At 32.3% G+C, this 12,768-nt stretch carries 9 protein-coding genes, 2 pseudogenes and 1 CRISPR repeat array; all 11 genes and pseudogenes read left to right on the top strand.

Features of this window, described 5'->3' with window-relative positions; all coding sequences use genetic code 11:
- The first annotated feature begins 1 nt into the window (after position 1).
- The 11 genes and pseudogenes from cmr3 (at position 2) to HPY57_02270 (ending at position 12,181) form a co-directional block, all read left to right on the top strand.
- Entirely contained in the window at positions 2 to 1,081 is a 1,080-nt protein-coding gene (gene cmr3, locus HPY57_02320) for a type III-B CRISPR module-associated protein Cmr3 (GenBank protein NPV10611.1), read from the top strand.
- A gap of 2 nt (positions 1,082 to 1,083) precedes the next feature.
- Positions 1,084 to 2,271, top strand: coding sequence for a hypothetical protein (locus tag HPY57_02315; GenBank protein NPV10610.1), 1,188 nt, complete (start codon positions 1,084 to 1,086; stop codon positions 2,269 to 2,271).
- Positions 2,272 to 2,282: 11 nt separating this feature from the next.
- Complete coding sequence (gene cmr4, locus HPY57_02310; GenBank protein ID NPV10609.1) at positions 2,283 to 3,293, top strand: type III-B CRISPR module RAMP protein Cmr4; 1,011 nt, start codon at positions 2,283 to 2,285, stop codon at positions 3,291 to 3,293.
- A complete protein-coding gene (cmr5, locus tag HPY57_02305) occupies positions 3,290 to 3,763 on the top strand; it encodes a type III-B CRISPR module-associated protein Cmr5 (GenBank protein NPV10608.1) in 474 nt (157 codons plus the stop codon). Before cmr4 ends, cmr5 begins: the two co-directional genes overlap by 4 nt.
- Positions 3,763 to 4,557 (top strand): type III-B CRISPR module RAMP protein Cmr6, encoded by a 795-nt coding sequence (cmr6, locus tag HPY57_02300; protein ID NPV10607.1) that lies wholly within the window; start codon positions 3,763 to 3,765, stop codon positions 4,555 to 4,557. Before cmr5 ends, cmr6 begins: the two co-directional genes overlap by 1 nt.
- Positions 4,554 to 5,408: a putative CRISPR-associated protein gene (locus HPY57_02295; GenBank protein NPV10606.1), complete on the top strand. Its 855-nt coding sequence runs from the start codon at positions 4,554 to 4,556 to the stop codon at positions 5,406 to 5,408. The genes cmr6 and HPY57_02295 overlap by 4 nt, the downstream gene beginning before the upstream one ends.
- Positions 5,409 to 5,870: 462 nt before the next feature.
- Positions 5,871 to 6,447: direct repeats of the CRISPR family, unit length 27 nt; unit sequence GTTGTAATCGAACCATAGTGGAATTGA.
- Between the two features lie 474 nt (positions 6,448 to 6,921).
- A pseudogene (locus tag HPY57_02290) lies at positions 6,922 to 7,392 on the top strand (type I restriction-modification system subunit M N-terminal domain-containing protein).
- 45 nt (positions 7,393 to 7,437) lie between these two features.
- Positions 7,438 to 9,876, top strand: coding sequence for an N-6 DNA methylase (locus HPY57_02285; protein ID NPV10605.1), 2,439 nt, complete (start codon positions 7,438 to 7,440; stop codon positions 9,874 to 9,876).
- Positions 9,860 to 11,311: a hypothetical protein gene (locus HPY57_02280; GenBank protein NPV10604.1), complete on the top strand. Its 1,452-nt coding sequence runs from the start codon at positions 9,860 to 9,862 to the stop codon at positions 11,309 to 11,311. Before HPY57_02285 ends, HPY57_02280 begins: the two co-directional genes overlap by 17 nt.
- Positions 11,312 to 11,552: 241 nt before the next feature.
- The gene (locus HPY57_02275; protein NPV10603.1) at positions 11,553 to 11,843 is read left to right on the top strand and encodes a nucleotidyltransferase family protein; all 291 of its coding nucleotides are present in this window, start codon (positions 11,553 to 11,555) and stop codon (positions 11,841 to 11,843) included.
- Positions 11,836 to 12,181 (top strand): annotated as a pseudogene (locus HPY57_02270) (DUF86 domain-containing protein). Before HPY57_02275 ends, HPY57_02270 begins: the two are co-directional and overlap by 8 nt.
- Positions 12,182 to 12,768: the final 587 nt, after the last annotated feature.

Here is a 12,768-nt window from a genome sequence, read left to right as displayed (position 1 = left end):
AATGTGGTATAAAATTATTCCTAATGATACTTTGTTTTTTAGAGATGGTAAACCCTTTACTATGGGTGCTGACACCTGGGCTGATACTCTATTCCCGCCTTACCCGTCTACTTTGTATGGAGCAATTAGAAGCTGGCTTATTTTTGAAAAAGGGAACTTGAAAGATTTTAATAACGGAAAATTAAAAGCAGAACTTGGTACACATTCAGAAAAAGGAACTCTTGGTATTAAAGGCCCTTTTTTAATTAAAGACGAATTATACTTTCCAACTCCCAAAGATTTTGTATATCCTAAATCAAATGAAACATACCTTTACAAATTGTCGCTTATCAAAAGACCTGAATTTGTAATTTCTGATTATCGACTGGAAAAACTTTTTGTGTGGCAAAGGAACGAACTGGTGGATGATGCTAATTATTTTGTGAGTTCAGTCTATTTTAAGGATTACTTAACTAATTGTTCTAAGATTAAATTCATCGAAAAAAGTCAATTGTTCAGTTCAGAAAATAAAACTGGAATTGCAAGAGAAAGACTTTTATTGACCACTAAAAAAAGTCACCTCTATAGAATTCCAATGGTTAGGCTTCAAAAAGATGTATCGTTAGTCTTAAAAATCGAAGGGGTGGTAGATTTGCCAGAAAGTGGTGTTATACAACTAGGGGGTGAAGGGAAATCAGCCAAAATTGAATTACTGCAAGAAGATATTTTAGGCGATTTACTAAATATCAATCTTCAAAATAATGGTAAAATTTTTAAGATATACTTTGCTACTCCTACAATTTTTGAGAAAGGTTGGTTACCTAAATGGATAGATACTGATACTCTAAAAGGTAATTATAACGGTATACAACTAAAACTCATTTCTGCTTGTATTGGAAATCATAAATTTATTGGTGGTTGGGATGTTAAATTCAACAAACCTAAACCAATGCGTAAATCTGTTCCGGCCGGCAGTGTTTATTACTTTGAGATACTTGATGACAGTGATCAAGAAAAAATTAAACAGGCATTTCACTTTAAAAATATCTCTGATATTAATTCCGATGAAGGTTTTGGTTTAACGTTTGTTGGTAGTGTCTAATTATGAAAAAAATAATTACAATGGTCGGCACATCATTATTCGAAAATTATCTTAGTGATAATACTTCAGATAGAGAATTTGTGAACTACCTCGAAGATTTAAACGATAAACCTGCTAAAGAATATGATAATGAAGAAACAAGAGTTCAAAAGATAAGAAATAAAATAATCGGTTGGTTTGAGCGTAAAAAGGATAAAGAAAATATTTCTGCTGAAATAAAAAGCCTTGTAAAATTAAAAGCTAATTTGAACTCATATTTAGAAATTCATCTTCTATCTTCGGATACTGTTTTAAGTTACCTTGCCGGTAATTTAATTCAAGATTTTATAACAAAATTGGGTTTTGATGGAAATCTTTTAAAATCGCACCTGGTAAAAGATTTACAGGTCTGGGACAAGAATAATTTTAATAATGGTTTAGTAAACTTATTGAATAAAATCTATCAGATTGTTAATGATTATTGGGATGATGTAATTATAAATATCACTGGTGGTTATAAAGCTGTTATCCCATATCTAACAATATTCGCTCAGGTTCATCAGCGCCCGATATATTACATTTTTGAAAAAACCGATGCTTTGATAAGTATTTCGCCTATACCTATCGATATTAGTTGGGGAATATTTGATAAACATATGAATATTTTTTATAAGCTTGAAAAAGAAGGAATAGCTGAATTAAATAATATTCCAGCTGAAGATCTTAGTAGTATATTAAGTTTTTTAGAAAAGGCTGATAATTACTTTGCCTTAAATCCTCTTGGTATTACTCTATGGGAAAAGTATAAGAAAAAATATGGTCTATTTTATCTATCTCACTTTGTAGAGCGTGATTTAAATAAAGCCAGAGATAATTCTATTATAATAAATTCTTTAAGGGAATTAAAAAGACGGCTTTTATCCAATCCCGAAGACCCTGATTTAAATCATAAACTTGTTAATATCGACTTAAAACACTTTAAATGCTTTAAACATAAAGAGAATTCTTTGCAAGTAAGAATTTTTTATAAAACAAGTGAAAGAAGAACAATTTATAATTCTAAGGAAATTGATATTTATGTGGGCAGTATATTTATTGGTTACGAAACACATAATTCTGATAGTGAATATGTTAAAGCCTTTGAAAATCAAATAAATCAAATTTTAGATTTAAATAGTTATAAAATCTTCAAGATTGAAAAACAGACATAAGGAGGAAAATTATGTTTAAGAAAATTAAACCATTCTTCATCATTGTGGAAACACCACTTCATGCAGGAAGCGGCAGCGAATTGGGTATTGTTGATTTACCAATTCAAAGAGAAAGACACACTGATTATCCCAAAATAGAAGGCTCTGGTCTAAAAGGAAGTTTAAGAGAAGCTTTTAATAATTTAAACCCCGAAATTGAAATCAATTCAATGAAAATAAGACCTAATGACAAAATTGAATACACCGATGAGGATGGAGAAAAGTTTGTAAGCGATTATTTATCACTGGTCTTTGGCCCAGAAGATGGGAACACTCATGCCGGGTCAATTGCTTTTACAGATGCAAGAATTTTGCTTTTTCCTGTTAAATCTCTTAAAGGAATTTTTGCCTGGATAACCTGTCCCGATGTTTTAGAGAGATTTAAAAATGATCTTAAATTTGCAAATTACGATTTACCCGTTAGTAATTTTAGTTCTCTGGAAAATACATGTTGTGTATCTTCTGAAATACTTGTTTCTTCAAAAGTTGTTCTGGAAGAATTTACATTCTCAATCAATCCAAATGACCAGACCACTAAACTGGCGAAATGGCTTTCTAACGTAATTTTTCCAAAACAAAATGGTGATGACCCTTATGGGTATTGGAGAAATAAAATTGAAAAAGATTTGATTATTCTTCCAAACGATGATTTTAGAGATTTTGCAGTTTCTTCCACTGAAATCATTACGAGAACAAAAATAAATTCAACAACTGGTACTGTAGATAATCATTCTCTGTGGACAGAAGAATACTTACCAACTGATACGATATTATATTCTTTAGTATTGGCTTCACCATTAAGAATTGATGATGAAAATAAGAAGGGGAATTTAAAGCATAATAATAATGAAAGCGAAGCGCAAAATGTTTTGAATTTTTTCCAGAAAGGATGCCCTCGTGTTTTACAAATTGGTGGTAACCAAACAATTGGTAAAGGTATTGTAACTATACAATTTTTAGAATTAAAGGAGGATGAAAAATGAACGGGCAAAGTGATTTAAGAAAATTAGAACAAGGCAGAGCTGAATTTGCCTTTAAATGTGCCTCCGAAGGGAAACAAATCAGATCAAAATATCAAATTGATAATTTCTTCTATAAAGATGATAAATATGCTTCTTATGTAAAGAAAATTCCTGCAATGATATTATCTAACGGTCTTGGCCAGACCCTTGCTTTTATCTTTTCTAAAAGAAAAAAAACATCTGAAAATAACGCACCCGGAACTGAAAATAATCCAAAAAATGCTTATGATTTGATCTATAAACATTTGACAGATTATTTAAAAAGCAACACTGTAGCAAGGATTAATATGCCCCATGATCAAAATGATTTATTAGAATGGGTTATAAGCCTTGACAGTAAGAATTATCGTTTTATTACTCAGGAACTTATTGCTTTTCTTAGCTGGGTTAAAAGATTTGCTGAAGGTTTAACCGAGGAGGAAGATACATAATGAAGACTAATCTAAAACTAAATTTTAACCGAAATAGATATAGAGCTAAAGACACAAATTATTGCTTGAAACAAGCTGAATTCTCTGATAATTTCTATTACTATTTTAATATGCCAACCATTATTACACAAAGAAATACAATAGACAAAATTCGAATTAATGATGATCTTCAAGAATTTAATTTCGACAATGACTTTGTAGAAAACATTTCTCAAAGGCTAGACCGAGTTATTTCAAATTCAGGTTTACAGACCTATAAATTCTCAGCCTCTGTTTCCTGGCGTTTAGTTATTGGTCTTGGTGCCTCTCATCCCCAAGAAACATCAATGACATTACATCATATCTATGGTATTCCTTTTATCCCGGGAAGTGCTGTTAAAGGTGTTACAAGACATTGGATAATTTATAATAAATTTAACCAGGATGAAAAAAATGCTGAAAAAGATGAAAAATTTATTGATATTTTTGGTTCTCAAGAACAGGCGGGTAATATTATTTTCTTTGATGCTTTCCCAATAAGGAAGATCAAATTACAAATCGATATTATGAACCCCCATTATCCAGATTATTATTCAAATGAAACCGCGCCAGCTGATTGGCAAAACCCAGTGCCAATTAAATTCCTGACTATTAAAAATACGCAGTTTTTATTTATTCTCGCATCTAAGAAAAATAATAAAGATTATTTACAGACTGCACGGGATTGGTTAAAAGAAGCTTTAGAAAATTTTGGTGTTGGGGCAAAAACATCTATTGGTTATGGATATTTTAATAATATTGAGGATAAATTATGAAAAAAGAATTCCATGTAATAAACGTCGGAGCCAGCATAATAACAAATTATCAGAAAAGTTTAAAAGAGAACGATGAAATTAAAAATAAGTCTCTTTCTGATAATGAATTCTGGCGTGAAATTTTATCGAACAAAAAAGATCTCCTGAACCACATTTATGAGTTTATTTCGGAAAAACCATTTGATAGATCTGCTGAATTAAACAGCTTTTTAAAGAAAATTGAAAATTCTGATGGTCATATTGAAGTTTATTTTGTTGGTACCAAAACAGCCGTTAGTGAAATATGCGTGAAGATCCTTAAGCAATATTTAGAGAATAACAAAAGATATAAGTTTACTATTTACGCTCACAAAGAAGTACCAGGTTATTTTATGAATGTTGTCTATGGTGAAGATAAGGTTAAAGAATTTATTGAGGGTATAGCTGATATGTTAGACCATCTTATAGAAATAGCTGAAAAAAAGAAAAAGGAAGGTTATAAGGTATATTTTAATCCAACTGGTGGGTTTAAAGCTCACGTTATTTCGATGGCTCTTGCAGGATTTTTTACAGGTTGCGAAGTATATTATATACATGAGGAATTTCGTGATTTAATAACTTTTCCACCTCTATTTTATCTGCCGAAACGAAAAGAACAAGAAATTTTAGAAATTCTAAACAATAAACCTGAAAAGTATATTGTCGGAAAGGACTTTAAAGATTTATCTGCTAATTATAAAGATGAATTTGACCGATTAAGTATATTTGGACTTGGTGAATACGAGTTTGATGAAGAAAATAAACCTTATCGATTTAGAATAACTTCTAAAGGTAAAATAATCCTGGCTAAATTAAGAGGGGAAATTGATTAGAAATTATAAATTTTTATGCATTTAATAATTAATTATGATCTAATAAAACAAAAAAGATACAAGAATTAATTTAAAAGATGATTTTGTGTTTGAAACAATTTACTTTAATGAAATTTCTTTTTGGGTATTTAAATCTAAACTTTTTTATATGCTTTAAACTTTAATTGCGAGATGTGAAATTTTTAATTAATAACTTAAAAAATCTTTTTTTAACGGAATACAATTTAATGAACAGAAAGAATTTTTAATGTGGTCTTGTAAGCAAAATCTGACAGCATTTTCCCGAACCCCCGTGCAAATAATTAGACAATTGATGAGTGAAGGGAGCAAAGTTGCGATTTTTTAAAATTTTTCCAGAAATTTCTTTCCCGAACCCCCTAGGGTTTTTAAAGAAAATGAGGTTCGGAGAAAAAATGCTTGACATTTCTGCAAAAATAAATTATAATTGCAGAAAATAAACCTGTTGTAATCGAACCATAGTGGAATTGAAACTTTTTTGGCTTTCAAAAGACCCAGAAAAGATTTAAAAGCGTTGTAATCGAACCATAGTGGAATTGAAACGCAAACCCATTAAGAAGACCGGAGCGGAGACAGAGTCGGTTGTAATCGAACCATAGTGGAATTGAAACATATCGAGCGTTTAATGGAGTCTATGGCTTGTTTGAAGTTGTAATCGAACCATAGTGGAATTGAAACAAAATGTCGAGTATGCCGACGATGGCATCATATAGCTCGGTTGTAATCGAACCATAGTGGAATTGAAACCTTTGTAATAAGGTTTTCTAACTGTATTTTCAATAGATAGTTGTAATCGAACCATAGTGGAATTGAGACCTAATGCCCGTAGTGCAATTAGAATAACTAAAATAACAAGTTGTAATCGAACCATAGTGGAATTGAGACTCTACCTTCCCATTCATATACGCGACGAGCCATCTTTGGTTGTAATCGAACCATAGTGGAATTGAGACAATATCATGTAAATTATAACTAGGCAGCTGCTTTAACAGTTGTAATCGAACTATAGTGGAATTGAAACCTTTATTCCCTGAGACCAAAGATCGAAAAAAACTTGGACTGGATTATGACATTAAATCAAAGACAAAAAACAATAAATCAAATGATAAGAATTAACATTTTCACTTCTCATCACTAAAAACATTACTCATCATAATCTTTTCAATTTTTTACAAACATTACAGAGAATTTGTTTATCTCTCAAAAGTCGCAAACTCCCCTCTTTCGATTATTTCCTACTGATTAATAAAAGTAAAATCTTTCGAACATTAAACCTTCAAATCTTTTTGTAATATTATTTGCCTTTGCCTAATTTATAATTGAACAAAATACATAATTTATAAAAGTGTTGCTGTATTACTCTAAACCAAATCTTTATTCTTATCAAATGACCAATATTCATTTTAACATTAAAAAGAACCTTCTGGAAAAATTATTTAACTTACACTCATATTTAAATGAACTTTACAACAAAACAAACTAAAGAAAAGGGAAAATGAACAACGGGAAAATTACACTTCGCCAACTCGAAACTCACCTTTTTAAGGCAGCTGATATCTTAAGAGGTAAAATGGACGCATCCGAATACAAAGAATACATTTTCGGTATGCTCTTCCTCAAACGCATCTCCGATGTCTTTGACGCAAAATGAGAAGAACTCACTGAACAACTTAAAAGTAAAGGCTTCCCAGAAAGTCAAATTGAGGAAATACTCGAAGATCATTCAACTTATGGTGATACTTTCTTTGTACCCGAAAGAGCTAGATGGAAAACAATCCTGGATTTAAAAGAAGATGTAGGCAACCAACTTAACAAAGCGCTTGCAGCAATGGAAGAAGCAAACCAAGAACTTGAGGGTGTTTTAAAACATATTGATTTCAATGCTACGAAGGGTAAAACACGTTTGAAAGACCAGCAACCTATTGACTTAATCCACGGAGGTAAATATAATGAAATTGTTAGGTGATTTTTATTTAAATAATACATTTACTAATTCAAAGAGGTAACAAATATGCCAAACAATAACTTTTCAAAAATAACACAGATCTTTTCGGCTTCGGATGTAAAACACGGCCTGTCTCTTTTCACGGATAGGGAGATTAGAGCTGTGGAGGCCATGATTATAGAACGGGATGGAAAATTTCATATCAAATGCCAGATCAAAGATAAATACAAACCCGCAAAACCTGAAGAAATCGTAAGGCAACTTTGGATTTATAGACTATTGAATGAATATAACTATCCAAAAGAAAGGATAGATATTGAGCGGGTTGTTTATTTTGGCTCAAGAGATTCTGGTTTAGCGGATATTGTTGTCCTTCAAGAAGACCTCCAGCATCCTTACATAATTTTTGAAGTAAAAAGACCTAAAAGAACCAAAGGGTTAGAACAATTAAAAAGTTATTGTAACGCCGAAGGGGCTCCGATTGGTGTTTGGTCTAATGGGAATGAAATGATAAGGCTTCACCGAGAAGAACCTAATATCTTCGTAGAAATTCCGAGAATACCAAAAGTTACAGAAGCACTAAGAGATATTTTAACTGAAAGATGGACACTTAAATGGCTTGAAGATCATGATGAATTAAAGCAAGGCAAGACGACACTTAAAAAGATATTGCTGGACTTAGAGGAGCTTGTTTTAGGCAATGCAGGGGTGGATCCATTTGAAGAAATTTTTAAGTTAATCTACGCCAAACTCTACGATGAATGGAAAGGGATTAACGACCCCTTTTATCAGTTAGAATTCTTCGTTGGAGACAGAAGCCCAGAACAGGTAAAAAGAGCAATAGCAAACCTATTGGAAGGAGCAAAGAGAGAATGGCAGGGGGTTTTTGAGCCAACCGATAAAATTGAATTGAGGAATGAACATTTAAAAGTGTGTGTTTCGTTCTTAGAAAAAATAAAGTTATTCAATTCTAATCTTCGAATCATAGATGAGGCTTTTGAATACCTAATACCTCAGGTTTCCAAAAAGAAAGAAGGCCAGTTTTTCACTCCCCGACCTGTTGAAGATATGGTTGTTGAAATGCTCAATCCAAAAGCCAGTGAATTCGTTATTGATCCTGCATGTGGTTCTGCTGGTTTTCTTTTACACTCCGTAATGCATGTTGCAGGCGGAATGATAAGCGGTAAACCTCTACCTGAAAATGCAAAAAACTTTGCTCAAAACAAAATTTACGGAATTGATAATGCTAAAAAAGCGGTAAAGATTGCCAAAGCAATTAACCTGATTGTAGGGGATGGCAAATCTCATGTGTATAAGGACAATTCATTAGCACCTCATACATGGGAAGACGAAACAAAGTCAGGTTTAAGAGGCAGGCTCTTAAGATTCCCTGATAATCTTGAAAAAGACAGGGAAAATCAAAACAAGTTCCTCTACTTTGATTTTGATGTATTAATGACCAATCCTCCATTTGCCGGGACGGTAAAAGAAAGGGAGATTTTAAGGCTCTATAACTTAGCTGAAAAAAACGGTAAGTGGGTAAACAAAATCGGCAGGCATATTCTCTTTTTAGAGCGTTCTCTCCAATTTATAAGACCTGGTGGGAGAATGGCTATTGTTTTGCCCCAGGGATTGCTTAATAATACAAATGCTGAGTATATCCGCAGATTTGTTATTGACGAAGCGAGAATTTTAGCAGTAGTAGGCTTGCACGGTAACACTTTCAAGCCACATACAGGAACAAAAACAAGCGTTTTATTTTTACGGAAATACACGGACGAAGAAAAAGAAAGTATTCAACAGATAAGGGCAAAATATGAAAGTGTATGGGAAGAATTCCTAAAAAGCCTCAAAGAAAAATATCAAAACTTAGCTTGGGATAGTTCGGTAGATGAGGAAAAAATCCCAGAAGAGCTAAACTCTTTCTTAGAAACTTATTTTGAGAGCAGAGAGGAGATTGAGGAATTACTAGCAGAAGAGGCTGAAAGTGAAGAAACTGAAGAGACAGAAGAAGAAAATAAAGGGAAGAAACCCCTAGCTGTTTTGGTTCAGGAGAAATCCGAATTAGACGAAGCATTAAGAGAAAAAGCAGAAGAATTAGAAGGCGCAAACGCTACAAGAAAAGTAGAACTGAAAAAGGAAATAAAGACATTACAAAATAATATAAACAAACTCACTAAAGAAATCTCTCACAGGACTTTAGCGGGGCAAATAAGTTTAGTTCTAAACGAAGAAAAGATTACAGAAGCCTTTAAGAAATACTGGCTTGATGGAAAAGTAATGCAGGAAATGGATTATCCCATTTTCTTTGCTGTTAATGAAAAGCCTGTAAAGGATGAAAGCGGGGAGTATAGATACAAGAAAAACCCAGACGGAACTTTTGTTTTAGATGAACACGGGCACCCGGTAATTGATCATGATTTAGATGAAATAGCAGAGGTTTTTATTAAGTTTGCTAAAGAACAATTAAAAAAAGGCGATAATCACTTTGATTTTTGGAGATAAAAAGATAAAAACCATGGCAGTATATAGTATTGTAAAATTATCAGAACTTGAAGGAGCAAAAAGGCTTGATGCGGAGTATTACGATCCTCTTTTTAATAATCTTAAAAAGTTGGATGTTTTTGAGAAGAAAAAATTAAGTGCCATATCAGACATTGCTTATGGTACCACCCCTCCGGGTGGTATATTTCAAGAAGAAGGGATACCCTTTATTAGGTCTCAAAATTTTATTTTGGGGATGGTTAATGAACCAGAGATTGTTTTTTGTGACTATGGTTTCCATAAAAGCAACATTAAATCATCTATTAAATCCGGAGACATCTTATTTGCAGCCGTAGGGGGAACTATTGGTCAAGTTGCAATAGTTCAAAGTAGTATTAAAGAGGGTAACATAAATCAAAACATAGCAAGGGTTAGGTTGCTCGACCCAATTTTTAACCCTTACTATGTTGGGCTGTTTTTTATGTCTAAATATGGGCAATTAGAGATTTTTAGATTCGTTACAGGCAACGCTCAGGCCTATCTTAACTCATTTCAGATAGGATCGTTTAAAGTTCCAATTATCAGCAAAGAAGCACAGGCTAAAATAGGTGCCCTTTTCCAAAAAATAGAAGATTTGGTTATCAGTTCAAACTCTCTCTACTCCCAAGCCGAAAACCTCCTTTCAGAAGAACTCGGGCTTAAAGATTTCAAGCCACAATACAAAAAAACTTATACTGCTAACCTTTCTGATGCCTTCTCATCCCATAGAATAGATGCTGAATATTTCCAGCCTGCGTATGAGGAAGTGATTGAGAAATTAAAAGAAAACAATATAGAACTAAAGCCGTTAAGGGAATTTATTATAAGTATTCAAAAGGGAATAGAGGTTGGGAGTGAGAATTACCAAGAAGAAGGCAAGCCATTTATCAGGGTTAGCAATCTTTCTATAAATGGATTTACTGACAGAGACCAAAAATATCTAAGTGAAGAATTATACAGGCAATTAAGAGAAACCTATGAACCCAAGCAAGGCGATTTTCTCTTAACAAAGGATGCAACGCCAGGTATTGCTTATGTTGTACAAGAAGATATTGAAGGATTAATCTCAAGCGGAATTTTGAAATTACAAATTGATGAGAACAAAATAAATAAAGAGTACCTTGCTTTGTGTATAAATTCCCTTATTGGAAAAATGCAGATAGAAAGAAATGGTGGAGGATCTGTAATTATTCATTGGAAATCCGAGCAAGTAAAGAGGTTACAAATCCCACTTCTTCCTCCTAAGATCCAGCAAGAAATCGCCTCACTTGTTCAGCAATCCCACGAAGCAAGAAGGAAGGCAAAGGAATTGTTAGAAATAGCAAAAAGAGCAGTCGAGATTGCAATTGAGAAGAACGAAGAAGAAGCTTTGGAATATATTTACAATACAGCCTCTGACCTTCTAGGAGAAAAATAATTGACTTAAAATAAGAAAAAAATGGCAAAAAAATAATTTATTCCAGTTTTTGAGATTTTTTGGAAATCTTTAGCCCACTTGTCCATTATGCAAAAAGATATTGTTAAAAACTTAATTAGAATAAATTAAGATGAAAAAGTAGAAGCCTACAAGCAAAAACTTGATCGTATCAAAAAAGGCTTAATGGAGGATTTACTTACGGGAAAGGTGAGGGTGAATAAGTTGATTAAGGAGGGAAAAAATGAAAAATAAAATACAACTGATTTTACAGGAGCATAAAAATTATTTAGTGGAAAAATTTGGAGTAAGTGAGATAGCTCACTTTGGCTCTTATGCAAGGAGGGAAGAGAGCAATGAGAGTGATGTAGATATACTTGTTGATTTTAAAGAAGGATGTAAAACTTTTGATAATTATATGGATTTAAAATTCTACCTTGAAGAACTTATCGGTAAAAAAGTTGACCTTGTAATAAAATCTGCTATTATACCAAAATTAAAAACTTTTATATTTGAAGAAGCTATATATTTCTAAAAAATGCACATTAAAGATAATTCTCCAAGATATTATTGAAAAGATTGGGAAAATTAAAAAGTTCACACAAGATATTGAAAAATATAGCGATTTTGTTGAGAACTAGCTTTTTTTATGCAAATTAAAAGCCGCTTGAAAATATTGGAGAAGCTGTCAAACAGATACCAGATGATAAAAAAGAACTTTATCCGATAGAGTGGAGAAAAATCGTCGGTTTAAAGGATATACTTATTCACGAATATTTTGGAGTAGATACTGAAATAATCTGAGAAGTTATCAAAAACAAACTTCCAGAATTAGAAAAGGCAATAAATTTTCTTCTTGAAAAGGAACTCTAAAAATGTACACCAAACTTGACGAAGAACATTATGTAGAAAATCCATTTCTTGCTCATCTTCAGCGTATTGGCTGGAAGTTTTCAGGCAAAACAATAAAAATTTGAAGATATCTTCTAATATTCTTGTTATAATTGATGTAGCACACAAGGGCACTATATATATATATCAAGGTGGAAATATAAGAAAAGATCTTCTAAACAAAATAAAAATAGCCTTTACTGGCACAACAATAGAAAAAAACTGAAAGGTTATAGACAGCCTGCGGGAGATGGTGAAGACCTACGAGGAGAAGATAAAACGTGTGAATGAAAAGTTTTAAGAGAATAACGTAATGCACTTTCACAATCCTAAAATTTCTAAATTATAATTCTTGACAAAAATTGTTCTATGTAGATAGATAGTTAATAACTTAATAATAAAAACAAGTTGTAATACTCAATTATAATTTCTAAAACCATAAAATATGAGACCACTCCTCTCCTATTCTTTTCTACTTAATGCCAACTAATTAGAACCATACTTCCTCCATAAGATAATTTTTCTTTTACAAACTGACTCTTAAAAAAAAATTATAATAATCCTCCCTC

It is taken from the genome of Ignavibacteria bacterium (assembly GCA_013177855.1).
GTDB lineage: Bacteria > Bacteroidota > Ignavibacteria > Ch128b > Ch128b > Ch128b.
The sequence above is the reverse complement of the archived record's forward strand: the minus strand, read 5'-3'. Positions and strand labels throughout refer to the sequence as shown.